The 26,651-nt window shown below is 55.0% G+C and carries 20 protein-coding genes; 10 read left to right on the top strand and 10 right to left on the bottom strand.

What is annotated here, in order from left to right; genetic code table 11:
• Position 1: 1 nt before the first annotated feature.
• Positions 2-385, bottom strand: a complete 384-nt coding sequence (locus tag MKY96_RS02020) for a globin domain-containing protein (protein WP_340938255.1) — start codon at positions 383-385, stop codon at positions 2-4.
• Between the two features lie 439 nt (positions 386-824).
• On the opposite strand from MKY96_RS02020, the gene ylbJ reads away from it, so the two are divergent.
• From ylbJ to MKY96_RS02000, 4 genes are all read left to right on the top strand, one after another.
• Positions 825-2,096 carry a sporulation integral membrane protein YlbJ gene (gene ylbJ / locus MKY96_RS02015; RefSeq protein ID WP_340938254.1) on the top strand — a complete coding sequence of 424 codons (1,272 nt, stop codon included), beginning with the start codon at positions 825-827 and terminating at the stop codon, positions 2,094-2,096.
• Positions 2,097-2,228: 132 nt separating this feature from the next.
• Positions 2,229-3,026, top strand: coding sequence for an NAD kinase (locus MKY96_RS02010; RefSeq protein WP_076081552.1), 798 nt, complete (start codon positions 2,229-2,231; stop codon positions 3,024-3,026).
• Positions 3,027-3,198: 172 nt separating this feature from the next.
• The gene (locus tag MKY96_RS02005; protein ID WP_340938252.1) at positions 3,199-4,377 is read left to right on the top strand and encodes a stalk domain-containing protein; all 1,179 of its coding nucleotides are present in this window, start codon (positions 3,199-3,201) and stop codon (positions 4,375-4,377) included.
• Between the two features lie 34 nt (positions 4,378-4,411).
• Positions 4,412-5,863, top strand: a complete 1,452-nt coding sequence (locus tag MKY96_RS02000; RefSeq protein WP_340938250.1) for a S41 family peptidase — start codon at positions 4,412-4,414, stop codon at positions 5,861-5,863.
• A 458-nt stretch (positions 5,864-6,321) separates the two neighbouring features.
• Here the strand turns inward: MKY96_RS02000 and MKY96_RS01995 are convergent, their stop codons facing one another.
• A complete protein-coding gene (locus tag MKY96_RS01995) occupies positions 6,322-7,074 on the bottom strand; it encodes a YutD family protein (protein ID WP_340938248.1) in 753 nt (250 codons plus the stop codon).
• Positions 7,075-7,499: 425 nt separating this feature from the next.
• Positions 7,500-8,405 carry a lipoyl synthase gene (lipA, locus tag MKY96_RS01990; protein WP_340938246.1) on the bottom strand — a complete coding sequence of 302 codons (906 nt, stop codon included), beginning with the start codon at positions 8,403-8,405 and terminating at the stop codon, positions 7,500-7,502.
• 233 nt (positions 8,406-8,638) lie between these two features.
• Between lipA and MKY96_RS01985 the strand changes: the two genes are divergently transcribed.
• Positions 8,639-9,748 carry a M23 family metallopeptidase gene (locus tag MKY96_RS01985; RefSeq protein WP_340938244.1) on the top strand — a complete coding sequence of 370 codons (1,110 nt, stop codon included), beginning with the start codon at positions 8,639-8,641 and terminating at the stop codon, positions 9,746-9,748.
• 60 nt (positions 9,749-9,808) lie between these two features.
• Here MKY96_RS01985 and MKY96_RS01980 read toward each other — a convergent pair whose 3' ends face one another.
• Positions 9,809-11,509, bottom strand: coding sequence for an alpha amylase N-terminal ig-like domain-containing protein (locus MKY96_RS01980; protein WP_340938242.1), 1,701 nt, complete (start codon positions 11,507-11,509; stop codon positions 9,809-9,811).
• Between the two features lie 116 nt (positions 11,510-11,625).
• On the opposite strand from MKY96_RS01980, the gene MKY96_RS01975 reads away from it, so the two are divergent.
• Positions 11,626-12,654 (top strand): LacI family DNA-binding transcriptional regulator, encoded by a 1,029-nt coding sequence (locus MKY96_RS01975; protein ID WP_340938240.1) that lies wholly within the window; start codon positions 11,626-11,628, stop codon positions 12,652-12,654.
• A 179-nt stretch (positions 12,655-12,833) separates the two neighbouring features.
• Here the strand turns inward: MKY96_RS01975 and MKY96_RS01970 are convergent, their stop codons facing one another.
• The 3 genes from MKY96_RS01970 to MKY96_RS01960 form a co-directional block, all read right to left on the bottom strand.
• Positions 12,834-13,505: an alpha/beta hydrolase gene (locus MKY96_RS01970; RefSeq protein WP_340938238.1), complete on the bottom strand. Its 672-nt coding sequence runs from the start codon at positions 13,503-13,505 to the stop codon at positions 12,834-12,836.
• A 172-nt stretch (positions 13,506-13,677) separates the two neighbouring features.
• Positions 13,678-14,256, bottom strand: coding sequence for a hypothetical protein (locus MKY96_RS01965; RefSeq protein ID WP_340938237.1), 579 nt, complete (start codon positions 14,254-14,256; stop codon positions 13,678-13,680).
• Positions 14,257-14,279: 23 nt separating this feature from the next.
• On the bottom strand, positions 14,280-14,816 hold the full coding sequence (locus tag MKY96_RS01960) for a hypothetical protein (protein WP_340938235.1): 537 nt from the start codon (positions 14,814-14,816) through the stop codon (positions 14,280-14,282).
• Positions 14,817-15,089: 273 nt separating this feature from the next.
• Here MKY96_RS01960 and MKY96_RS01955 point away from each other — a divergent pair, with 273 nt between their 5' ends.
• The 4 genes from MKY96_RS01955 (at position 15,090) to MKY96_RS01940 (ending at position 23,056) form a co-directional block, all read left to right on the top strand.
• Positions 15,090-16,349, top strand: coding sequence for a DUF6385 domain-containing protein (locus MKY96_RS01955; RefSeq protein WP_340938233.1), 1,260 nt, complete (start codon positions 15,090-15,092; stop codon positions 16,347-16,349).
• Between the two features lie 158 nt (positions 16,350-16,507).
• Positions 16,508-18,580 (top strand): glycosyltransferase, encoded by a 2,073-nt coding sequence (locus tag MKY96_RS01950; RefSeq protein ID WP_340938231.1) that lies wholly within the window; start codon positions 16,508-16,510, stop codon positions 18,578-18,580.
• Positions 18,577-20,577 (top strand): glycosyltransferase, encoded by a 2,001-nt coding sequence (locus MKY96_RS01945; RefSeq protein ID WP_340938230.1) that lies wholly within the window; start codon positions 18,577-18,579, stop codon positions 20,575-20,577. Before MKY96_RS01950 ends, MKY96_RS01945 begins: the two co-directional genes overlap by 4 nt.
• Before the next feature lie 328 nt (positions 20,578-20,905).
• Complete coding sequence (locus tag MKY96_RS01940) at positions 20,906-23,056, top strand: glycosyltransferase (RefSeq protein ID WP_340938229.1); 2,151 nt, start codon at positions 20,906-20,908, stop codon at positions 23,054-23,056.
• A gap of 123 nt (positions 23,057-23,179) precedes the next feature.
• Here MKY96_RS01940 and MKY96_RS01935 read toward each other — a convergent pair whose 3' ends face one another.
• From MKY96_RS01935 to MKY96_RS01925, 3 genes are all read right to left on the bottom strand, one after another.
• On the bottom strand, positions 23,180-23,602 hold the full coding sequence (locus tag MKY96_RS01935; protein WP_340938227.1) for a hypothetical protein: 423 nt from the start codon (positions 23,600-23,602) through the stop codon (positions 23,180-23,182).
• 281 nt (positions 23,603-23,883) lie between these two features.
• A complete protein-coding gene (locus MKY96_RS01930) occupies positions 23,884-24,774 on the bottom strand; it encodes a glycoside hydrolase family 43 protein (protein ID WP_340938226.1) in 891 nt (296 codons plus the stop codon).
• A 33-nt stretch (positions 24,775-24,807) separates the two neighbouring features.
• Positions 24,808-26,640 carry a glycoside hydrolase family 127 protein gene (locus MKY96_RS01925; protein ID WP_340938225.1) on the bottom strand — a complete coding sequence of 611 codons (1,833 nt, stop codon included), beginning with the start codon at positions 26,638-26,640 and terminating at the stop codon, positions 24,808-24,810.
• Positions 26,641-26,651: the final 11 nt, after the last annotated feature.

Raw genomic sequence — 26,651 nt, 5'->3', positions numbered from 1 at the left:
TTTATTCATGGGGCATATTGACAAAATGATGGGCGGGACCCGCCAGCCGGCTCAGGACAAACGTACGCAGGGACTCCTCCACACCAATCTCCTCCAGCGCCGCCTTCATGCAGGCGAGCCAATCCTCCGCCAGAGCAGGAGTGATGGGGACATGCATATGTCTGGCTCTCATCATGGGATGGCCGTGCTGCTCGGAAAACAGGGCAGGGCCTCCAAAGAATTGGCTCAAGAACTGATATTGCTTCTCCAGCACCGGAGTAATATCTTCAGGGAATAACGGGCTGAGCTGCGGGTGAAGCTGCACCTTGGCATAGAACAGAGTCACCAGACGGTGAATTCCCTCAGCGCCTCCCAGGCTGTCATACAGGCTCTCTTTCGGATTCATTTGGAGGTTTCGCCTTCTTCCGTATTAATCTGATAAGCAGTTGCTTATTATTATACCAAAAAACAGGCTGCACAGTTATCCCTGCCTTAAGACATGCCTGCTAAGCCTATGAAAATAAAAATTTGAACAAAAAAAGGCGCCAAACCGGAGTTCAGCGCTCGTAAGCTAATCAGTATGTTCTAAAATCTTCATCACCAGGCGGGACAAGGGAGACCCGGATCACATATACAAAAGCACAAACGAGCACTCCGGCAACCACACTCATCACCATCACTCCATCCCTGAAAATCCATCTCAACAAGATGTGCATTAATTAAGTTTATAATACCATAATTTCAGTGAAAAAGCACCGGTAAATGTAACCGTTTTCCTCGTTTTTTTGTGCTGTTTGTCCAGCTTTCGGCATACAACTAAGCATAGAACTGGAGGCGAGAAACCGATGACTCTGAACAAAATCGCAAGCCCGCTGCTCGGGATCGTGCTGGCGGGCTGTATGCTGCTGATGCTGGTCCATCCCGCTAGCTCTCTGGATGCGGCGCTGCGCGGGCTCGCCGTCTGGTGGGATGTGCTGTTTCCCTCGCTGTTCCCGTTCTTCGTCATCTCTGAAATTATGCTGGGCTTCGGCATCGTCCATCTCTTCGGCGCTCTGCTTGATCCGCTGATGCGCCCGCTCTTCAATATACCCGGCAGCGGCGGCTTCGCCCTAGCAATGGGATATGTATCAGGATACCCTGTCGGCGCGAAATTAACCGCCAAGCTGCGCGAGCAGGGAATGATTAGCAGAATCGAAGGCGAGCGGCTCGTCGCCTTCACGACCTCCTCGGACCCGATTTTCCTGCTGGGTGCGGTCTCTGTCGGATTCTTTCACGATGCCTCTCTGGGGCTTGTGCTTGCCCTTGCCCATTACGGGGGAGGGCTCATCGTAGGTCTGCTGATGTCCTTCCATGGCCGGGGCGGGCCGGAAGCAGCAGCTGAGAACACCGCCCTCCCCCATTCAGGCAGCTCTTCTGCATCTCCGGAAGGACAAGGCCCCGGAAGGCTGCGGACTGCCCTGAACGCGATGGCACATGCACGCCGGGTAGACGGCAGAAGTCTCGGCGAGCTGCTGAAGAGTGCCGTTACCTCCTCACTCCAGCTTATTATTGTTGTCGGCGGCCTGGTTGTCTTCTTCAATGTGCTGATGGAGCTGCTCGCCCGTGCCGGCGTAATGTCCTCTCTGTTCAGCATGACCGGACGCCTGCTGTCGCTGGCCGGCTTCCCGCCTGAGCTCTCAGCCGCCTTGGTCAGCGGCTTATTCGAGGTGACGCTCGGCGCCCGGTCGGCGGGCGAAGCTGCCGGAGGCGTTCCGCTGCAGTTCAAGGCAGCGGCGGCAGCGTTCATCCTCTCCTGGGGCGGCTTGTCGGTTCATGCGCAGGTCGCCAGTATCTTGAACGGTACCGGTCTTCGCTATCTCCCGTTCATGGCCGCCCGCCTGGTGCATGCCCTGCTCTCAGCGGTTCTGCTTCTCCTGCTCTGGAAGCCGGTAGTCAGCTCGGGACTGGCCGGTCAGTGGTCCGTACTACCCGCCGCTTCCGGGCTGGCCGCTCCAGAAGCTGCACTGATCAGCAGCATCAGCCTGCTCTGCCTTCTGCTTGCAGTCATGCTGGCCCTGTCACTGGTAGTCTTTCTGCTGGGGAAGCTGTGGCGGCAATCTTATGCGCACCGCAGCTAATTCGATATGTCACGGCTCTACTGATGCAGCACTGAAGCGGATTCCGGCTTTTCACAGCGCTAATATTGTGTTCCGGGTCAAGATTGATTATGATCGGTGTATGACTGAATTACACAAAGGAGCCTGTACACCTTGAGATATTATGTTCTGGACCGCGGAGATGAATTATCCATCCAACTAGCGGAGCAATTTCACAAGCTGGCGCAAGGCCGGAATCTGGAGCTGGATGCCAAGTCACCGGAAATCGTGATCTCTATTGGCGGTGACGGCACGATGCTGCACGCTTTTCATACGTTTATCGATCAGATCCCGAACCTCGCATTTGTTGGCGTGCATACCGGCCATTTGGGCTTCTATGCGGACTGGCAGGCCGAAGAGCTGCCGTCCCTGATTGATTACATGTGCGGAGAGGTTGGGCCGCATAAACCCCGTATCGTACAGTACCCGCTGCTCGAACTGGAAATACATAAGAAATCCGGCTCCAGCAAGCACATTGCCCTGAACGAATTCACCCTTAAGGGCGTGGACGGGACGGTTGTGATCCAGGTGGATATTAATGATGTGACCTTTGAGATGTTCCGCGGGGACGGCCTGTGTGTATCCACACCCTCCGGCAGTACCGCTTATAACAAAAGTCTGGGAGGCGCTATGGTGCACCCCTCGATCGAGGCGCTGCAGATTGCTGAAATTGCCTCCATTAATAACCGGGTATTCCGCACCATGGGCTCGCCGCTAATGCTGCCCAAGCATCATCACTGCGATATCTTCTCGCGCAAGGATCAGCGCCTGCTGCTGACCATTGACCATAATAATATTCCGGTGGATGATCTGATTTCGGTACGTGCTCAGGTCGCGGATCACAAAATCAGCTTCGCCCGTTACCGCCCTTTCCCGTTCTGGAACCGTGTCCGGGAGGCCTTCTTGGTCTAGTTAGTATATGCCTGTAAAGCCGGAGATGCCCCCGATCTCCGGCTTTATCATGCCGGCTGACGGCAACTCTATTGAGCCTGGAAGTAACCCTTAGAATAAATAGACAGACGGAATTTCCAAATGGTATAATGGTTCTATTTTACAAAGTTTTCTATTTGAAGGAGCGAATCTATTGAAGAAATTAGTATCCCTGCTAGGCATCAGCCTGCTGGCTCTTGTGCTGGCGGTTCCCGCTTTTGCCGCAGACAAACCCATTAAAGTGTATATTAACGGCAGTAATCTTGCCTTCACAGCAGGCACTCCATATCTGAAGAATAATACGGTGCTTGTGCCTTTCCGCGTTGTTTTTGAGAAGCTTGGCCTGCAGGTGCTGTGGGACTCCAAGACGGGCACGGTAACCGGCACCGGAACAGGGCTGGATATCAGCCTTAAGGTAGGCAGCAAGCGGGCCAGCGTCAACGGAACCGTCAAGCAGCTTACAGTCGCTCCTGTATCGAACGCCGGGACCACTTACATACCCTTGCGCTTCATTGCCGAAGCCACCGGGGGCACAGCGGTCTGGGATGCAGCCAGCCGTAGCGTGAAGATCACCGTATCGCCGTCCTCCGCCTCCAGTGAGCAGGAGATCAAGGCTATCATTCAATTAGCTAACCAATATTATAATGAAGAGAAGGCCAGCAGCTTCTATTCGCTTGTCGATGCAGGAGCCGACAAAACGGAAGCTGTAAGCAATATGAATGCCCAGTTCGAGCTATATGACATCAAGAACACGATTGAGAGTCTTAAAGTTCTCAGTGTTACAGGCAATGAAGCTACGGTCTATACTGTCGAAAAAGCAGTACGAACCGGCGGTTATTATACTCCGGATGAGCAGTATGAATATTTATATACACTGTTCCGTCAAGACGGCGCGTGGAAGATCTCCGAAATGGAGCTGCAGGAATCCTCTGTGCTGCTGACGCGCGAACAAGGCATGAAGCCCGCTGTGCTTCCACAGGATGATCAGACCGGGATTAAGGATACGCTGAGCAAATACTACCAGGGTATGAATGACCGTAATATAGATAAAGTCCTTGCCGTGATGACCTCGTACGGGGAGGAGAATGATAATTCGTACAAAGATGAGCTGCGTGATTATTTCATCAGCTACGAGCTGAGTTATACGGTGTCCGCCTCCAATGTCTTCTACTACACTGACTATGAAGCAGCAGTCTATGCGGAAGTGGTAATTACGGATGGTGAATCGAAGGAGACCTATACCGAGTCCCTGATCCTCCTGCTCTCGAAGCCGGAGAGCGGTGCCTGGACGATCGACACTACTTATCATATCGGCTTCGACGCGCAGTCCTAAATTCAAAAATTCATCTAAAGGATGTAATGAACTCATGAAATCAGCCAAAATCGTTACCGCACTCTTAAGCGGCTGTCTGGCGCTATCCATCGCCTGGGCCCCTGCGGCTTCAGCGGCAGATGCTGCTGCCTCTACAGAAGCGGCGCAAGCCTCGAAGACGGAGATCATCAATGAAATTATGCAATATCTGGAGTATTACAACGTTGAGGGTGTGGACCAGGATACACTTATCCGCGGTGCAATTGACGGTATGGTAAGCACATTGGACGATCCTTATAGCCAATACTTCACGAAGGAGGAGGCTGCTGACTTCGGTCATCAGGTCGATCTGGAATATGTCGGCATCGGTGTCCGGCTGATGTATACGGCCAAAGAGCTATATATTGAAGAGGTCATGAGCGGTTCACCGGCCGAGGCCGCGGGGCTAAAGCGCGGCGACTCCATTCTCAAGATCAACGGCGTGCGGGTGGCTGATACGAACGGCGATGAGCTGAGCGGCAAAGCGGGCACGAAGGTCTCTCTGCTGATTCAGAGAAACGGAGCTAACAAATCCTATACGGTTACCCGCAGCGAGATTGCTACAAGCTCCGTAACCAGCAAGATGCTTAGCTCCAAAATCGCCTACATCTCCATCAACGGCTTCACCCAGACTGCCGATGAGGAATTCTCCGCAGCGCTGGACAAAATGCGTTCAGGCGGTATGAAATCGCTGGTTCTTGATCTGCGAGATAATACGGGCGGTTACATGGACAGCGCCCAGAATATCGTCTCGAAATTCATGGATGCCGGCATTATGATGTACACCTCCGATCAGACCGGTACACTGAAGCCGGTCGCAATTACGAACGGCAGCAAGATCGGCGTGCCTGTGGTTGTATTGACCAATGAATATACGGCCAGCGCCTCCGAAGCCTTAACCGGTGCGCTTCGTGACAACAAGCTGGCTACAGTTGTAGGCACGCGCTCCTACGGAAAGGCCAGGATTCAGAGCCTGATTCCCATGTCCGGAGGCGGCGAGCTGAAGCTGACCACCATGAAGTATCTGACTCCGAACAAGGAGGACTTCAACCATATCGGGCTTGCGCCTGATATCGAGGTCAAGGGCAAAACTGCCCAGTTGATTACCGCTCTGCAAATTGCCGGAATGAAAGAGATTGTCGCGTCTGGTGACCATCATATCCTGGATATCAACGGCACTGCTTTTGCCGGTAATGTAGGTCTGATCAAGCAGGGCGATAAGGTGTATGCCGCCTCCCGTGTCCTCGCCGCGCTAGTGGAGAATGAGGTCTCCTGGGATGCCAAGAACAAAAAGGTAATGCTGACCACCGGCGCCGGTAACGTATCCGGGTTCACCCTGGCCTCCAAGGAGGCGCTGTTCCAGGACGGAGAGTCCTTCATCGAGCTGAATGCCTTCAAGAAAAAGTTCCCTGCGCTCGTATGGAGCTACAATGCTTCACTGAAACAGCTGAAATTAGCTGTGAAATAGAATCTGCCCGCTTACGGGGGCATCCGGTAAAAACAGGGGCATTAGTGCCCCTGTTTTTGCTTATTTGTGCTTCGTTCGGCCCATGCGCGGTAGCATCAGCTCACCGACTGTATGCTGTTTTTCGCATACAGTCGGGCTAAACGCCTGCGCGCCAGATAATATATACTGTTTTTCACATACATTCGGGCCATACGCCTGCGTTCCAGAAAATGTATACTGTTTTTCACATACATTCGAGCCACACGCCTGCGCGCCAGAAAATGTATGCTGTTTTTCGCATACATTCGAGCCACATGCCTGCGTGACAGCAATTGTATGCTGTTTTTCGCATACATTTGGCCCGTGCCCTCTCGCCCGCCCATTGAATTAGAAAAAGCCCCTTCAGCTAATGTGCTGAGGAGGCTTTTTGAGTTACATTGAGAAGCCGGGGGTACATGCTGTCACCCTTGGCTATCGTTCTAGTTGTCCTGTTTGCTCTGGTTATTGTCTGGTCTGTCCTGCTTGTTCTGGTTACTATCCTGTCTGTTCTGGTTCTGGTTCTGGTTGTCCTGCTTCTCCGGTCTATCCTGCTTATTCTGATTCTGGTTATCCTGCCTGTTGGGTCTTTTCGGATTGTGTTCTCTGTTTTGCTTAGAGTTAGGATTACCCTGATTTCCGCCCTGGCCTCTGCCCTGGAACTCTTTATGGTTCTTCTTGCCCTGGCCTTCTTTGTTGCGGTGATTGCGGCTCTGGTGCTCACGCACCGGTCTGTCCTTGGTTGCATGCTCCCGGCCAGAGCCGCCTGCGGCATCCCTGTCCCGGCCTGTACCCTTCGTCTGCGGCTCCCGGTGTTCTTTTACCGTTACCACCTGTTCAGCATCCTGCTCCAGATCCTCGTCTAGCCCCGGCTCCGGGATTTCCTTGATCAGAATATCCTTGAAGCTTCCCTCCTGCGGAGACTCCTTCAGCTTATGCAGCACAAAGTACGCACAACCAAAGTTACAGTATTCGTTAATATAATCCACCATGCCTGAGATGGCCGTGTCGCGGTTCACTTTAGGGTGATTATCCCGGTAAAAGCCTTTGAGGCGCAATTGGCTGTAGCCCCAGTCACCGATGATATAATCGTACCGCTCCAGCACTTCGCTGTATCTTCCGCGAAAAGCCTCCGGGTTCCAGCCATCCTTATGATCGAGCATCAGCTCGTAACCTTTTCCACCTATAACGATCAAGCGTGTGTCGCCTGCCTTTCAATGAGAAATGGGGGGGCGTTGATAAGCCGTCATTCCGCGGGATTTTGAATTTCCGGCCGCTGTTGTGGTCTGATTTCCTCATTTAACCGCTGAGCGGTTGAAATCAGACCACAAAGGCGGACGCTGCCGCTCCTACAATTTCAAAATCCCTCTCCATGACTCCATCAACGTGAGGGGGGGTGCAAACGTCACCCAAGAACCTCGCCGGCTATCGCGGCATTGGTTCTTTCGACCCTTCAACCCCTTTTAAAAACAAACCTAAACCTTAAAACCTAAAACAAAAAGCTTAAAACCTAAAAACATAAAAAACCAAAACCTATCTACTGTGACTCCGTCACGCGGCAAACTTGTTTACACAAGTTTTTATAAAATCGAACCCAACGCAAATAGACTAAAAGACCTACCTATGCCTGTGAAACGGAACGCGCCTCACGGGCCACGGCAGCAGACTTCACCTGCTCATGGGCACGATAAGAGCTGCGCACCAGCGGGCCGGCCTCCACATGGCTGAAGCCGCGCTTCAGGCCCTCTTCCTTCAGCACCGCGAACTCCTCGGGCGGATAGTATTTCTCCACATTCAGATGCTTCGGCGAAGGCTGAAGATATTGTCCTAATGTCAATATATCACAATCTACGGCTCTAAGGTCATCCATCGCCTGCAGAATCTCATCCCACTCCTCACCGACGCCAAGCATAATACTCGATTTGGTCGGAATCTCCGGCTTCATCTCCTTGGCCCGGCGCAGCAGCTCCAGGGAACGGCGGTATTTGGCACGGGCCCGGACACGGTCTGACATCCGCTCCACGGTCTCGATATTGTGGTTCAGGATATCCGGACGGCTGTTCATCACGGTCTCCAGACTCGCTCGGTCTCCCAGGAAATCAGGAATCAGCACTTCAATACTGCATAGAGGAAGGCGCTTACGGATCGCGGACACAGTCTCGGCAAAGATTGCAGCACCTCCATCCTTCAGATCATCGCGGGCCACGCTCGTAACCACACAATGCTTAAGCTGCATCCCCTCGGCAGCCTCTGCCACACGTTCCGGCTCCAGCAGGTCCAGCTCGGTCGGCAGGCCTGTATTCACCGCACAGAAGCGGCAAGCGCGCGTACAAATATCCCCCAGAATCATGAAGGTCGCCGTGCGGTTCGCCCAGCATTCATAAATATTCGGGCAGCGTGCTTCCTCGCATACGGTATGTAACGTCTTCGAGCGCATCATACCCTTGATTTCCTGATATTCCTCACCGGTGGTTAACTTGATTTTGATCCAGTCTGGCTTGGGCTGTTTGGCTGTTCGATTAGTCAAAGTGATGAGACCCCGCTTTCGATCTGAATGTCATGTCAATTTATTTCACAGTCAAAAGTTGCTGCCTCATATTATAGCATGTGAAGTAGTCCTTTGCCTGTTTTTGTGAACCTTGGAGCAGTCATGGATAAAAAAAGTCCTTTTGCTTCAATCTAAAGAAAAGCACCTGGCCCGGGTGCCGCTTCCGCAAACATATATGCAATTCATGCGTCCAAACGCAGGAGGATGAGATCATGCTGGCCTTATTAAATAGCCCCTACACCCGCAGAACCTTGATGTGCATGTCTGCCGCCGCCCTGCTCTGGAGCGGTAGTCCTGCCGAAAGCACCCAAGCTGCCCGTTATCATAAAATTCCCGAACTGAGCTCGGGCAGTCCTGCTCCCGCAGACAGCAAAGAGACTGCCGCCGCTGACCGCAAGCAGCTCTTTGAGCAGATGGGCGCGGCAACCGGCATTCCCTGGTACCGCTTCGCTGCCATCGATCAGTACGAACGGTCCATCGCCAGGAAAAGCAAAAAAACAGCCGCCGCAGAAAGCCCTTCTGCAGCGGCTAAGCCACGGCTTACCGGAATTATGATTCCGGCGCCCGTATGGTCCGGTCCGCTGAATCCGGATCAGGACGACAAGCAGCCGGAGTCGATCCGCTTCTTCGGCGGCTTCGGGCTGGACGGCTCGGGAGACGGCATCGCCGATCCAGAGAGCGATGCGGATGTGCTCTACAGCATGGCCCGCCACTTGCTCAAGTACGGGGATTCCGCTACAGATTTCAATATAGGGATCTGGGAGTATTATCACAACGGTCGGGCCGCCCAGCGCGTCTCCCAGTTCGCCAAGCTATATGAGCATTTCGGACGGCTGGACCTGTCCGGCAGTGCATTTCCGCTGCCGATCGGGACCAATTATGCCTACCGCAGCACCTGGGGAACCGGCCGGAGCTGGGGCGGCGCGCGCATTCACGAAGGCACGGATCTGTTCGCGCCGCATGGCTTGACGGTGCGCAGCACCTGCTTCGGCATTGTGGAGACCAAGGGCTGGAACCGCTACGGCGGATGGCGCATCGGTATCCGCGATATCGAGAACCGCTACCATTATTATGCCCACCTGATGGGGTATGAGAAGTCCCTGCTGCGCGGGGATATTGTCACTCCGGGACAGACCATCGGCTGGGTCGGCAGCTCAGGCTATGGCAGCCCGGGCACACAGGGCAAGTTCCCGCCCCACCTGCATTATGGCATTTACCGTGACCGCGGCATTACGGAGTGGGCCTTCGATCCTTACCCGCTGCTCAAGCAATGGGAGAACAAGGAATTCCGGCTGCTGAGACTGAACAAAAAGAAGAAATAACACCTGCCTGCTGCGCCCCTCAGAGTCCGTTACTCTTTTACCGTGGACAGAGGTTACAGGTTAGTGCAGCATCAGACAGCCAAACGGCTCAATCTCCACAAGAAGCTTGCTTGAGCTGCGGAGGGTGAGTCCGCTTAACAGCTCAGTCAGTACTTTGGTGTCCGAACGGTAGGCGGGCAGCTCCAGATGGTAGCGGTTGGGGGAGTTATTGATAATCAGCCCCATCCGGTCCTGCCCGCTGCGCCGGACATAGCCCAGGACACCGCGCGTCTCATCTGTGAACCACGGGCGGAAGGCCCCTCTGCGCAGCACTTCATGCTCTGTTCTCAGCGAGATCAGCCGCTTGTACCAGTCCAGCAGTCCGGTATGCTGAGCCTGCTCCTCCCAGAGCATCGGCCGCCGGCAATGCGGGTCTGTAGCGCCTTCCATTCCTACCTCATCCCCGTAATAGATCATCGGCAGCCCAATATAAGTCATCTGGAAAAAAACAGCCAGCCGCATCCGGCTCATTGCCGTAGCTTCCCGGTCCCAGCCCCGCCCCCCCTCCTTGCAGGCGGTCAGGAAACGCAGCGTATCGTGGCTGCCCAGCAGCTGGAACATTGCCGAATTGGCCTGATCATTGTACAAGGCTTCCTGATGCAGCAGCTGCTCCATGAACCGGGACGGCCCCGCAGACTGCGCTGCAAAAAACTCCAGCACCGCATCCCGCAGCAGGTAATTCATGCCGCCGTCGAACTGGTCTCCCCGCAGCCAAGGTCCGGAAGCATGCATAATCTCGCCAATGAGCAGCAGGTCCGGGAATTCCGCCTTCAGCTCCCGCCGCAGTCTTGTCCAGAAGGCCGGAGTCACTTCGTTAGCCACATCCAGTCTCCAGCCGTCGATCCCGGCTTCCCGCACCCAATACCTGGCAACGTCCATCATGTAATCCGCTACCTCAGGGTGATCCATATTCAGCTTCGGCATACTCGACTCCGCCTTGGCGAAGGTCTCATAGCCGGGAGCCGGCTTAGTGCTGACCGGGAAGGAATGAATAAAGAACCAGTCCTTATAGCGTGAGGCCTCCCCATGCTCCAATACATCCCGGAAGGCAAAAAAGGTATCGCCGGAATGGTTAAAGACCGCATCCAGCAGAACCTTCATCCCCAGCCGATGTGCAGTCCCGACCAGCATCTTCAGATCCTCAAGCGTCCCAAAGCCGGGGTCTACCTTATAGTAATCGGAAGTATTATACTTATGCCCGGAAGGCGATTCAAAGATTGGCGTCATATAAATAGCAGTCACGCCAAGCTCTTGCAGGTATGTAAGCTTGTCTGTAATGCCTTGAAGCGTCCCCTGATGATAGCTCTCGGGGTAAATCTGATAGACCACCGCGTCTGAACTCCAGGCAGGCAGCGCGATAGCCTGCGGGCGGTGAATATAGGCATATTGAAAGGCACCCGCCTGGTCCCTGTTCTCCGAGCTTCCCCGCTCCCCATACCATATGTATTCACCTGCGGGATTCCCGATGTGGAACAGATACCGGCATTTGCCAGTCTCGGCCGGAATAAGGGCTTCATGAATGTCATACGCTCCGGCACAGCCGATCCGCTCCATCTCTTGCGGAAGCTCATGGCCGGGTGAATCATAACGGTCAGCGTGGACAACCGTGCAGGACAAGGACTGTCCGCTCTGCACGAATAGTCTGAGTTTAAGCAGGCGGGGGCCTGCAGGGAAGGCAAAGGGGTCCTCCGCTGTGTGATATACGAATAACCGGGTAAGCATACTGTATACTCTCCTTTTATGCCGCATAGAGCAGCCTCAGCAACTGTGTTATTATGACAGGTAGAACAAAGTTCGCCATTAGGGCGTACCATACCGTAAGGACGGGAGGGAAAGCTATGAAAGTTACTATTAAGGATATCGCCCAGGCAGCGGGTGTCGCGAAATCCACTGTATCCAAGGTCATGAACGACTCTCCCAAAATATCCGAGGAAACGAAGGCCAGGGTCCGGGACATCATCAAGCAGATGAACTATACCCCGAGCAGCATCGCCACCGGACTTGCCAGACAGAGCAGCAATACGATAGCTATCCTCATTGATATGTCCAAGGAAAGTGAGTTTCTCAATCAGTTCTTTTATAACATTATCGGCGGGGTGGAGAGCATCATTGGTCCTCTGAAATATGAGCTGACCATTGCCAATATCCAGCATGACCATGCGGAGGGGCATTTCCTGCAGAGGCTGGTGCTGAATAAGCGGGTGGACGGCATTATTGCCAACACCTCGGTGCTGACTCCTGAGCTGTGCGCGGAGCTGAACCGGCTTGAGTTCCCCTATATCTCCATCGGTGAGATCAACGCTCCGGGAATCTGGGTCGATTGCGACAATGAGCTGGGCGGATTCATGCTGACCCGGCATCTGCTGGACCAGGGCTACCCGTCTGTGGCCTTCATCGGCGGCGAGAAGGATGAGCCGCTCTTCCTGCGCCGTGCAGCCGGCTATCAGCGGGCACTCGGCGAGGCGGGAATGGCTGTGCAGAGCGGCTGGATCATCAATGGCCGGGCGGCCCAGGAGGATGGCTATCAGGCAGCCAAGCAGCTCCTGCGAAGTGCAAATCCCCCCGGCTCCATCGTCTGCATGAGCAACTTCTCTGCTTACGGCGTGCTGCAGGCGGCCCGGGAATTGAATATCTCCATTCCTTCACAGCTGGGCATTGCCACGTTCGATGAATATCCCTTGTCCCCCTACACCACTCCTCCGCTGACTTCACTCGATATGGATACCTTCCAGCTCGGCGCATCCGCAGGACGATTATTAATGGACAAGCTGGATAACAAAGAAGCTGCCGTGAGCGGACAACTGCTGGAGCCGGAGTTGATTCCCCGGTTATCTTCCAAGCGAAGCGGCGGGGCTGCTGCGGAATAACTAACGGAATCAGGCAATAACGGAATAGAAGAATAGAGGGAGGACGGTAATCATCCTTTTCAATAGGAAACCGGTTTCCTTAAGCTGAAAATACCACGCCCCCTCCTCAATGTCAACGTATAATCATAGAAGCAGCGACAGACCGAAGAACCCTTTCCAGTGCTGGAAGGGTTCTTCGTTTACCCGGAATCGCCGGCGCGGCGGATAAACCGGAGCACTTCATCCATCATGGCGGGACTCTCCGCGCTATGGCAGACCATATGTCCGCTTTGCTCCATAATAAGCACCTGTCTGCGTTCCGAGGGAATCGTCTGCCGGAGATAGTCCGCACTTTTGAATTTCACCAGATGATCCCGCCTGCCCTGTACAATCAAGGTCGGTACCTCCAGCTGCGGATAGACCTCGAAGCTCTCACGAACCAGCCGCTGGAACTCCCGTGTGGCCCTCATGGGTGTAGAACCCCATTTGCTGAGATAATTCCTGAGCATCTCCGGGCGGACCAGCGTACGCAGAATCTCGGCCGGGTTGAGCGGATACACCGGGGTTGACAACAAGGTGAGCGACTGAATCCTGGAAGAATATTGAACCGACAGCCGCGACGCAATCAGCGCTCCGGTAGAGAAGCCGATCAGATGTACTTTGTCGGAGCTTGAGAATAGCTGCTTCAGTTCCTCCTCGGCGCTTAGCTGCCAGTCCTCCCGGCTTGAATGGAGCAGCTCCCTTCTGCCGCCTCCATGTCCATGCAGGGTAAACATTCTGGACACATAACCGTTCGCCTCCAGAAACTGCGCAAGCGGAGAAATCTCGTATTCGCCTCCGGTGAAGCCGTGTATAAACAGACAGCGCTCCATGCTTCCTCCTCCCCAATCCTCTAATTCATCCATTTATAGAAAAATAAACCTTAGTCACCCTGAAGTCAAGTGGGCTCGGCTCTGCCGTGCTCTAAGCGACAGTACCGTTTCAGCAAGAAATAGAAGGATGTCTAGCGTGAAACAGCTATAGAGGTGCTTAAGCACCGGCCTGCTATCTCTCCCACCAGTTCAGGCTTAACGCAGATATAATTGTCCCGACTGCCGCGCTTGAGGAGCTTACGCTGATGCTGATGACATTGTTCGGAGGGACAATAATGCTGCCGGTAAAAGCCGGGCTGAACACTCCCGGCGCAATCTGAACATTCGCCAGCACAGTGCCCCCGGAAATAGCTGCGGTGGAGGATTGGACCGTCATGCTGCTTGCAGCCGCGCTGGCCAGATTATTATTCACCGGCGTCACCGTGGACGGCGAAGAAATCGTGCCTCCCTTGACAATGCTAAAGCTGCCAGAGATTGAGGTCAGCACCGAGGTGCCGCCGATACTGCCGCTGATCCGGGACAGATACAAGGTCCGGCCGCTGCCCGCAGGATTACTGATGCGGACTGAAATAACAGCCGAGAGAAGCGACAGCACGATCGTTGCTGAATTCGAGGCATTCGCCGAGAATAATACGGCTGCCTGCGAAGCGCTCATCTCAGGCGGGGCGCTGATATCCGGGGCACGGAAGGTATTCGTCATTTCCACATAGACCGGCTGGTCATTGTCATTGATCACATAATTATTGGGCATGGTTCATCCCTTCTCCTTCCGCTCTAAAATTCCCACCAGCTGATATTGCCTGTTGCCGAAGTGCTCCCTGACGCAATCGTTACCGATATCGTAAGCGAGTTGCCGGGCGGCAGAATAATCCTGCCGTCCATATTAAGGATGACCGGACCTATAGCCAGCAGCATCGACATTAATGTCGCCGGGGAACCTGTAGGTGCAGCCGTAGCGGTCCGGGCAGTACTGACGCTTGTGACCGCACTCCCGAAGTTATAGTTAACCGGAGTGACCGCCATGCCCCCCACCGTTGCATTACGCAGCAAGGTTAAGGTGACTGACGCTGTTCCCGTGCTTGCGATGATGCGGGAGATATACAAGGTACGTCCGCTACCGCCGGGATTAGCTATCTGCATGACAAGCGGGGTTGAAGTACCCACCGTGGAGGCAAAAGGAATCCCAAACAATAAGCCTGACATCGCGGCTCCCGCTTCAGGCAGAGTGTCGATCCCGGGTGCAATATAGGTGTTCACCTGCTCGGTATACAGCGGCTGGCTATTCTGGTTAAACACAGTCTCATTTGGCATATTCTCACTCCTTCTGTCGGTCTAGCATATTTTCATAGTATGCGAAGCTGTCCGGCAGGTTGTTTGGCGGCTGCGTATTTTTGCAGAGTTAACCCAGTCATTCTCTTAAAAGCTCCATATCCTAATATCACACCATTCGAATGGTCCTCCCCAACTCATGCTTCTCTCTATTAACCCGGCAGCCTATACATGCTTATGGACCCAGACGACGGTTTGGGTCTTTTCATGAGCAGGCTGACGGTAGAAATTGCCCACAGAAAGGATGACTCTATTTTGCCAAATTTCAGTTCATTTCAGGCGAATCCGGATAATTTGCGCACACTTATTTTTGGCCGGGACCCCTCGACCCTGATCGACCGGCCGCTAACCACGGATGCCAGCGGGAATCTGACCACCGTCATCTTGAACGGCACCATCTCTAGCATACTTGGCACGACTATTACAGCTGGTACATTAACCTCGGCCGGTACAATCACGAACATCCTTGCGGGTACAATTACTAGTGTGCTTGGTGCGACGATCACTGCTGGTACATTAACATCTGCGGGTACAGTGACTAACCTCTTAGACGGTACGATTACTAGCATACTTGGCACGACTATTACAGCTGGTACATTAACCTCGGCCGGTACAATCACGAACATCCTTGCGGGTACAATTACTAGTGTGCTTGGTGCGACTATTACTGCCGGTACTCTATCATCCGCTGGTACAGTGACCAACCTGTTAGATGGTACGATTACTAGTGTGCTTGGCGCAACTATTACTGCCGGTACATTAACATCTGCGGGTACAGTGACTAACCTCTTAGACGGTACGATTACTAGTGTGCTTGGTGCGACTATTACTGCCGGTACATTAACATCTGCCGGTACAGTGACTAACCTGTTAGACGGTACGATTACTAGCGTGCTTGGCGCGACTATTACTGCCGGTACATTAACATCTGCGGGTACAGTGACTAACCTCTTAGACGGTACGATTACTAGTGTGCTTGGCGCGACTATTACTGCCGGTACATTAACATCTGCTGGTACAGTGACTAACCTCTTAGACGGTACGATTACTAGTGTGCTTGGCGCGACGATCACTGCTGGTACTCTATCATCTGCTGGTACGGTTACGAACATCCTTGCCGGTACGATTACTAGCGTGCTTGGCGCGACGATCACTGCCGGTACGCTGAGCAGCGTAACCTCTATTTCCCAGCGCAGCTTTATTGAGCTGCCTACTACCGCAATTGCTACCTCAGATACCTATACGCCTCTACCAGCCAACAATACTAGCGTCCTTGGCACCTATTCCTACTTCATTGTGAATACCGGAGCCAATCCGGTAAATACACGGGTCGAGATCAGTGCAGACGGAACCAACTATTTCGTCGATACGACTGGAGACAATCCGTTGGCAGCAGGTTCTGTAGACGTAATTGTGCCTGCCCGGTTCCTGAAATACACCCGCCTTTCCTATCAATCCGCCACGCCAGGCGCAGCTTCTACGCTTAATGTTATTTTTGATGCACAAGGAACGTAAGTATAGTTTCCGTCATACGATGCAAAAGCCAAGAGTGCATGGGTACCCATGTACTCTTTCCTGTGCGGTATTCCGCACCTACATATGACGGCAGCGGCTTTACATGCTCATTTTGCAGAATACCCGGAGGAACTAAGGCCCGCGAAGGAGGAACGATCTTGAATCCATCTGCCAAACCTACACTCGGCGTACAGCTCATTGTCAACAATGAAGCCGAGCTGCTCCCACGTTGCCTAGCTAGTCTGCAGGGCGCCGATGAAATCATAGTGGTCGATACCGGCTCCACGGACCAGTCCGTGGAAATCGCCCGGAGGTACGGGGCAACGATCATTGAAGCCCAGTGGAACCACCATTTCTCAGAGGCACGCAATACCGGTCTCTCCCATGCAGCCAGCAGCTGGATACTGGTCCTCGATGCCGATGAAATCCTTCAGACTTCCATAGAGTCAATTAAGGAGATTCTCGGAGACAGCACAGCTGAAGCCTACACGGTGCGTATAGAGAACCTGCTGGGAAGCAGGCCGGAGGATCGTCTGTATCACCATCCTGTGCGGCTGTTCCGGGGTGGGCAGGGCTATCTTTTCAGCGGAAGAATTCATGAAAGTGTAGAGTCCTCTATTCTCATAAAACATGGGTCCGCCGCCATCGTGGCCAGTCCAATAGAGATTCTTCACTTCGGCTACCTGCCCCCGGTCATGAGCGCCAAGCATAAAGTCAGCCGCAACGAGCAGCTGCTGCGTCTTGCACTTGCAGAAGAGCCTGACGATGTGTTCGCCCGTTATAATCTGGCGGTCACCTGCTGTCAGGATGGAAGGCTGGAGGAAGCCGGAGAACTGCTGCGCCAGTGTCTTACCCTCGCTCCGCTTCAAGCCTCTTACCGTCCCTCGATCATTCGCGATCTGTGCAAAATCGATCTGGCCGCCGGTCATGTAAAAGCGGTCGACAGCCTGCTGACCCGCGAGCTGACACGTTATGGAGATTATCCCGACCTGCATTACATGCAGGGCCAGTCCTGGGAGAGCCAAGGATTCTATGAACGCGCCGTCCAGTCTTACCAGCACGCCATAGATACCTCGTCTGCCACGGCTCCGCGCAGAGCCTACGTCACCGAACAGGGCATGGACAGCTTCCGCCCGCTGCACCGGATGGGGGTCATCTTCCAGCAGCTCGGGAAGCAGAAGGAGGCCGCGCAGCTGTTCCATCGTGCGCTCCAGCAGCACTCTCTGTATCTCCCCGCTCTGGAGGGGATCGCCTCTGCTTTTCAGGAGCTGGAGGTGCCAGAGGGAGAGATTGCCGCGCTGTTGATACAGCTGACCGGTACAGCGCAGCGTGCTTCGAGAACCGCAATGATCGGTACTTTATATCAGTTAGGCGCTTATAAGACGATTGCAGAGCTGCCGTCCGCGGTCTGCCCGCTGGAAGAGGACACCTTGCTGTTCCTGCTGTCTTCCTGGATCATTACCGGAAAATATCATTCGTTCAGGAAGACAGCCGCCAAGCTGCGGGCCGGCACTCTACAGCTCTCAGCCGGAGGATTGGACACAGAAACGTTGCGGCAGCTATGGCTTCTTGAAGCCATGGTGACATGGGAACTGGGCGAGAAGCTGCAAGAGGAGTTGTGGCAGCAATCACCTGCGGAGGTGCGTTCCGCATTGCTGGAGATCGACGCAAGGTTGGCGTCCGATGCTGCCGTGCAGCAAGCGGAGTTCGCCGCCTTCGGGGAATCCACTCTGCTTGCCGAGGTGATCCGGCTCACTGTGAAGCACCAGTTCATCGCGCTGGGCAAGCGGCTGGTTGAACGCTTCCCGGCACATACAAGCACTCTGGCAGAAGCGCTCTATGAGGAAGGCTGGCGTGCAGAGGCGGGGGAACTGTTCATCGGCCTTGCAGGCAGCAAGGAAGCTTCAGGCGCAACCCTGCGGTATCTCGGAGAACTGCTCATCGATAACGGGCATTATGCGGAAGCTGCCGGCTGGTACCGGCTTGCCCTGGGGGAATCCCCTGCAGACGATGCAGTTAGCACCGGACTGGCGCTCTGTTATCTGCATCTGGCGGAGCAGCGTCTCGCAGAAGCTGTAGAACGTCTCCAGGGGGTGGGACAGCCGGTTCAGGGTCCGCTTCAGGAGGACAGGGCAGCGGTTGCCCAATCCATCTCTGTGCTGCGCTGCACCCTCTGGCATACGAAGTGGAATTACACGCAGCGGCAGAGAGGAGCGGATCTGAGCTTATGACCACGAAACCGCAACAACCGCTGATTTCCTTGTGCATGATCGTCAAAAATGAAGCCGACAACCTGGCCCGCTGTCTGCGGAGTGTACGCGGAGCTGTGGATGAAATTATCATTGTAGACACTGGCTCTACCGACACCACCTGTTCGATTGCCCGCAGCTTCGGTGCCCGGATTATCGATTACCCGTGGAACGGGGATTTTGCCGCCGCACGCAATGCCGGTCTGTCCCTGGCACGCGGCACCTGGATTCTGGTGCTGGATGCAGACGAGGAGCTGGATCCGGGGAGCCGGGATGAGCTGCTGGTGTGCGCGAAGCATACGGAGTATGAGGCTTTTTTTGTGCGGATTCATAATCATCAGGGGACAGAGCGTGCTTCGCAGACGCTTACGGTTAACCCGATCCTCCGAATGTTCAAGAACCGCCCGAATTATCGCTTCAGCGGCATTATTCATGAGCAGATTGCGGCTGTCATTGTGCAGGAGACCCCGGATGCCGCGATGCATATGGGCACCGTCATTGTCCATCACTACGGCTATGCCGCCGGGGTCGTGGAGCGAAAAGATAAAATCAGCCGTAATCTCGGATTGCTGAAGCAGCAGCTGGAGGAGAGTCCTGGAGATGCTTTTCAGCATTTCAATCTGGCAGTTGAGTATATGCGGCTTGGCGATTACGGGCAGGCGCTGGAGCATATCGGCACCTCACTGAACCTGGCCGAGCCGGGCACCAGCTATATTCACCTGCTCTATAAATACAAAGCCCGCTGCCTGGCGGTAACCGGTGATTACCCGGGTGCGCTGGAGGCGTGCGGGCAGGGAAGCTCGATCTTCCCAGACTATCCCGATCTTCACCATCTCAAAGGTGCGCTGCTGCTGCAGGTCTCAGCCTTAGCCGAAGCCAAGGCGGCGCTGCGCAGGGCACTGCAGATCGGTGCCTCACCTCCCCTCTACCATACGGAATCCGGGATAGGCACCTATCTCACCCACACACTACTGGGTCAGGTCTGCCAGCAGATCGGCGAAGACCATGAAGCGGCAGCCTGCTTCACCAGGGCAGCCCAGCTCCAGCCGGACCCCTGGCTGCTGATCCCCCGGCTTACGCGCTTATTCAAATGCACGGGCCGCGAGCCAGAGCTCCACGGCTGGTTGGCCGGACAGTTGCCCAGCATTCTGTCGGAACAGCGCCAGGAGCTACTACGCCTGCTGGTAAGGGATGGCTGTTACACAGCGGCTGCTGATATGCTTGGGGTCGGGGTGAGGGCTGGTGTGGCAGCGGGAGAGATGGATGGCGGGGTGCAGAATGCGGGTGAGATAGATACTGTGATGCGGGATGCGGGAGCATCGGGTGCAACGATGCAGAGTGCAGGTGAGATCGATGCGGCGGTGCAAGATGTGGGAACGGTGGATGCTATGACGCAGAGTGCAGGTGAGATCGATAGCGTGATGCTAGGTGCGGGAACGGTGGATGCTACGGCGCAGAGTGCGGGTGAGATTGATAGCGTGATGCAAGATGCGGGGGCGGTGGATGATGCAGCGCAGAGTGCAGGTGAGATCGATAGCGTGATGCAAGGTGCGGGGGCGGTGAATGATGCAGCGCAGAGTGCGGGTGAGATCGATAGCGTGATGCAAGGTACGGGGGCGGTGGATGATGCAGCGCAGAGTGCGGGTGAGATCGATAGCGTGATGCAAGGTGCGGGGGCGGTGAATGATGCAGCGCTTGAGGTGCCGCCTACTACTGATTTGTTGGAGCTGTTGCAGCGGGCAGAAGCAGCTTCCGCAGCTGAGCTGGGCTACGATGATATCACCGGGTTGCTTAGTCATCCTGCAGTTGTCCCGGCGGACCGGAATACCGAAGTCCCTTTATCTGCTATTGCTGCGGCTGTGCAGCCCTGGATTCTTTTGGCTGACAAGGTTCTGGCTGCACTCATAACTTCGGCCATATATTCACCGGCGGCTGCGGCTGCGCGCCTCTCTCTACCGCTTCCCAGATCAGCCGATTAGTGTATCACCAGATGATGGGAGTTACCTCTTTATAGTTCATTTTTTCAGGAGAGTGCCGGTGTGACAGAGCGTTGCGGACTGAGGATCGTTTATTTTAGAGAAAACGCATGCTTGGGAAGGGTTACGGACTCCAGTGCGCTTAAAGGCGGATATGCTGCCCAAAATCATCGGTTAGAGAATCAATAGGGTCCTCTCAGTCCGCCACTCCGTCAAAAGTACTGTTTTTGGGGAAATAACGGCTCTCCAGTCCGGCAGGAATATACCCGCTCCGCTTGCTGTGCACTCCCACTTTTTCAATCAAATACTGTTAGAAAGGAGCTTACAGACCATGGATACTCCCGGGATCTCGCTGTGCATGATCGTCAGGAATGAGGCGCAGCATCTGGAGCAATGTCTGCTGTCTGTTCAGGGTATGGTCTCGGAGATCATTATCGCTGATACCGGATCAGAGGATAACAGTATGGCTATCGCCCGCAGGTTCGGTGCCCGGGTGGTCAGCCTGCCCTGGGAACACGATTTCTCCAAAGCCCGTAATCATACCCTGCAGCTGGCCTCCTATGGCTGGATTCTGGTACTGGATGCAGATGAAGCCCTTGCTGACTGGAAGGCGGAGGAGTTAGAGCGTCTGCTGGAATCGGAGCGTGCGGACGGATATTTCCTGCCTTTTATCCATTATGTAGGAGAGGACGCCGGGTGCGAATACACAACAGACAATGTGTGCCGGCTGTTCCGTAATGATTCACGTATTTGTTTTCGCGGGAGCATTCATGAAGAGGTGGCCTCCAGCATCTGGAGCCTCCCCGGAGGACATATCGCTTATGCCCGTCTAACTGTACACCATTACGGCTATCTGGATGATGAGCTTCAGCGCAAAAATAAAGCCAGCCGCAATCTGGAGCTGATCCGCGCTGCTCTGCGGCTTGAACCGGACAGCGTTCCTCTGCGGTATGCACTGGGCACGGAATATTACCAGCAGGGGCAATATCAGGCTGCGTCGGACCTGCTGCTGCCACTGCTGGAAGAAGCTCAGCCCGACTCCGGCTATACCGCCGACCTGTATCTCAAGACAGCCTTCGCCCTTCAGGCGGGAGGTCGGCCCGAAGAGGCGGAGGCTATCTATGAAGCCGGGAGTATCAGATATGCAGATTTCACTGATCTGCTGGAGAGCTATGCGGGGCTGCTGATGGAGCAAGGGCAGGTATGGCGGGCGTATCCTCTGCTCCAGCGGGCGCTGGATAGCGGGGATACCGCGCATAAATACCCTTCCTCCTCCGGCAGCGGAACCTACCGCACCCGCCTATTCGCCGGGCGGGTCTGCGAGCGGCTCTTCCTCTACGCGGAAGCCATAGAGCATTACAGGCAGGCGATCGGCTACTCGCCTGACGATCTTGCCGCCTGGGAGCAACTGGCCGCGCTGTGCCTGCTGTCCGGCCAAGCGGAGCAGCTGACGGTGTTCACGCGTCAGATGCTCCCTGCCCTGCCCCGGCGAGTGCTGAGCAGGCTGGTGCCTGCCGCACTCAATGCCCGCGCCGCCCCCTGGCTGGCGGCGCTTCTCGCAGCACCGCAGCTGCCGGAGGATATCCGGCAGGTGCTTCAGGTGCTGCTGGGGACGCTGTTCCGGGACCCGGAACAGCCCGGGGACGCATCCGCCGCGCTTGCGCGGATGCGGGAGGATTCGCCGGATTACCCGTGGGTATCCGGCTATCTGTGGGCCTTGTCCTGCCGCAGCGGCGGGATCGCCACGGCAGGACAAGGCTTGGGGCGGCTGGCGGAGCTGCCGCCCGGGCTCGCAGCCGCGCATCGCCGGCTCGCGCAGCAGCAAGCCTGCCCTGCGGAGCATCGGGCAGGCTCTAACCGCATGCAGGAGCGCCAAGTCGCCTCCTCCCACGCTGAAACCAGCCATTCCAGGCTGCCACAATACCAAACCGAAGAGCAAGAAGACCCTTCTGTTCCGGCAGAAGGTTCCTTCCCGGCCCCCGATATCGGCAGCTTAGCCGATTCGGAACACCGCGCAGACGCACCGCTTCGCTCTACAGATTGTTCCTACGCAGCCCAACTGCTGCTTCAAGCAGGCGCTTGGGACACATTGCTTCTGCTTGGCAGGCTTACCGGCGCTGCGCGCTTTCTCTGGAGCAGACTTCCACTGCCGTTGCTGCGAGGACTACTGGATGCACCCGCTTCATTTAGAATGCAATGGTGTGCGAATTACATCGAGCAATCACAACACTATAGCCTTCCTGGTGACGCTGCGGAATGGCTGCTCTATGCAGCCATCGCTCAGTCTTGCGAGCAGGTCCCGCAGCTTACGTCCACCGATGAACAGACACTGCTGCAATCCGGCAGCGCTGCCGCAATCACTGGCCTCAGCTATCACATGCTGCTTCTTGCCGCAGAGGTTCACCCGGAGAGCAGCATCCCCGCTACCGGCAGCATACCGTGGTTATTGCTTGTGAAATCGGCGCTACAGGGTAGGGGATGACAGGAGATAACAATGTCTGGGGCTAAGCTTGGTTTCAAAGCTTTACTCATTCTCTTCAAACGCTCATAGAAACGAAAGACCCTGAGGGATAGCTCCCTCAAGGTCAACTTTACAACGTTCTGCTCAGTTATAAATATTATACTCCTTAGCAATTACCCATCCATTAAGACCATATGAAGCGGAGATCACATAATAGTTGTAATTTTTATGTAGTAAATATTCAAGCAAATCCTCTATTTTGTCATAATACACCGGCCAAGCGGAGTCCTTTTGCTTCTCTAATAACTCCTTGTTATTTGTGACAAATAAACTTATTTCGAATTGGCTGATATCAAGAAGAATACTCCCTAGCAACTGTGTTTCAAAAAAATAAGCCAAGACTTCAATAAACTCAATTATGACAGGAACCTCATTGTCTTTGCCGCCCAAAGTTTGGAATGTAATTTTGGCATTTTGTAAATCAACATTATAGGAAACAATTTCATTATCATGAACACTTGGCATTCCCCCTACCTCCCAGTGAAAATCCTGCTCAAAATACAACATTCCCCTGCTCATCCCGGCTACATTCCAATATTGTTGCATAAAAAGCAGGATTTTTCATCCTCCAAACGCTTAGCGGGGGGCAATTCTTGCATTTTATACAACAACTCTATTAAATCCCCCGATATCCAGGTCTCCGAGTTGCAATATGTACAACATTCTGGGAATACAGTGGTGAAAAACATTAATTGAATGAAGAGTCCCTCCAGCAACACGACAAAAGAGGCCCTGTCATAAGCCAAGGCCTCACTCCTCCTGTATTCACCTAAGATAAGCCGACAAGCTTACCACCGGTCGGTCATCCTTACCGGCTTAATGGCCCCGTCAGCGAATTCCAGTCTGTCGATGCATAACATGCGGTTGCCCGGCTCCGGGTCGCCGATGAGTCTGCGGTGATAGACGATCAGCCATTCATCGCGTTCCGGCAGATGCAAATATCCGTGATGTCCGGGGCCTTCCGCCACGGGCTCCTGCCTCTCCAGTATGGTCCCCAGGTTCGCGAACGGTCCCAGCGGGTTGTCGCTTACGCCATAAGCGACCCTGTAGGTCCCGTTGGTCCACCCGCCCATCGACCACATCAGGTAATACAGGCCGTCTTTCTTGATCATACACGGCCCCTCCACATAACCCGGCGGGGTGACGGAACGGATGACCTCTCCGTCCGGGAACGGAACAAACCCCGTCATCTCCTCATTCATCCGGGCCACGTTGCAATGTCCCCAGCCCCCGTAGTACAGGTAGATTGCACCGTCCTCATCCTTGAACAGATGAGCGTCGATCGGCTGGGCGCCGTGAATGAACCCGCCGATCAGCGGGCGGTGGAGATACCCCCGGTAGGGGCCTTCGGGAGCATCCGCAACAGCAATCTCCAGCCCGCCGGCTTCGCCGTCCTTCTGGATATCGTTGGAGGCAAAGACCAGATAATGCCGGCCGCCCTGCTCAATCTGGGTCGGAGCCCATACCGCTCTCCAGATCCAGGGGAAATCATCCATTTCGATGATCCCCTCGTGGGTCGTCCAATGAACCAGATCCGTAGAACTGAAGACCTCCAGGTTCATCTGCCGGGTATATTCCGTAAAAGATCTGGTGGCATACACATAATGCCTGCCCTCATAGGTTCTGGCCTCCGGGTCAGCATACCAGCCCGGGATAACCGGGTTCGTAATTCCGCGCAAGCGAATCTCCTCCTTTGCTCTGCACTAGCGAATTCAATAGCCGTACAGGCCACTTCCTTCCCGTTCCCGGACCCAGACCTGCATGAATCCGGGCTCCCTGTTATCCCAGGCATAGTATGGGATGAACCGGAGCGGCCTGCCGTCTTTATCCCGGCTCAGCAGCACCGTTACCCCGCCCAGCAGCTCCGGCAGGTGCTCCACCCGGAACTTCGCCCCGGACGGCATGGAGTATCCATCATACGATAATCCGGGATGGTCCGTCTGCTCCAGACAATATACAACGGGTCCCCGCTGCACGGCAACACGCCCTCGGTCGGCCTCCACCTCCGGCCGGGCCCGCACCTTATTCACGGGCATATCCAGCTCAAGCACAACCTTATCTCCCGGAGACCACTTCCGGTCCAGCACCAGATACCCCTTATCCGTCAGGGCTTCCGGTCCGGCGCCTCCCGCCTCTACCCGGTATCCGCTGCACCACTCCGGCACCCGCAGCCGGATACTGAATTCTGCGCTTGCAGCAGGGTTCACCTCAAGCTCTATCCGGCCATCCCAGGGATACCGGGTGCTTAGCTTCAGCCTGACGTCCAGCCCGCCGGCAAGCCTAAGCTCCGCTTCGCTGTTCATATATTGATTCACCGCAAGGCCGTCCTCTGTAACAGCATAGGCGTATTGGCCCAGGGAAGGCAGGAAGCGGGCCAAATTGGTCGGACAGCAGGAGGTTTCAAACCACGGCACACGATGATGCCCGCCCTGTGAAGCCAGCGGATTCTCATAGAAATACTGATCCCCGGACAGGGAAATCCCCGACAAAGCGCCGTTATACATCTCACGTTCTACCACATCGGCATATTTGCCGTCCCCGAACGTCAGGTTCATCCGGTGATTCCAGAACACCATGGCAATGGCGGCGCAGGTCTCGCAATAGGCGGTCTCATTGGGCAGGTCGTAATCGGAAGTGAAGCCTTCATTATGTCTCGACGGCCCAATGCCGCCCGTTACATACATGTTCCGCTCCACCGTATGTATCCAGACCCGGTGCAGAGCCTCCGCATAAGCGGAATCGCCGGAAGCATGGACAATATCCGCCATTGCCGTATACAGATATACCGCCCGGACGGCATGGCCGGTGACCTGCTTAATCTCGCGGACGGGAACATCGTCCTGGCAATACGGCAGTCCCCACTCCGGGTTGTCCCAGATCGCGCCCTTGCCGTGACCATGGCCGCGCTCCTCCAGCAGCCACAAGGCCAGCTTCCAGTAGCGCTCCGTCCCTGTGGCGCGGTACAGCTTCACCAGTGCCAGCTCGATCTCCTCATGTCCTTCCACCCAGTGCCGCTTGCCGGGGCCGAACACCCCGTCGATATGATCGGCCAGACGGCAGGCCACCTCCAGCAGCTCACGCTTGCCGGTCGCTTCATAGTAGGCAACCGCCGCTTCGATCAGATGGCCGCCGTTGTACATCTCGTGCTTCTCCATGTCCGTCCATTTGCCCTCCGGATTCTCCAGGGTGAAATAAGCGCACAGGTAACCGTCTGCTTCCTGCGCAGCCGAGATCAGCCCGATGATCCGGTCGGCCTCCGCCTCCAGCGCCGCATCCCGCTCTGACATCAGGACATAGGCCACGCCTTCAAGCACCTTGTAGACATCCGAATCATTATAATACTTTCCTTCGTAATGCCCTTCCAGCAGTCCCCCGGCCTTGGCGAAGTTATTGATGCGGCCGGTCTCCTCACATTTGGACAGGCAATCCGGCAGCGTGGTCTGCCGGAGCACCTTCAGACGCGGCAGCCAGAACTGATCATCTATCGTGACTCCCGTAAAAGACACGCCCTGCCAGGCATGAATTCTCGCTTGTTGCTCTGCCATTTCCGTTTCCC

The sequence above is a fragment of the Paenibacillus sp. FSL R7-0302 genome, assembly GCF_038006885.1.
Lineage (GTDB): Bacteria > Bacillota > Bacilli > Paenibacillales > Paenibacillaceae > Paenibacillus_AQ.
Note: the sequence above shows the minus strand (reverse complement) of the source record. Positions and strands in the feature narration are given on the sequence as shown.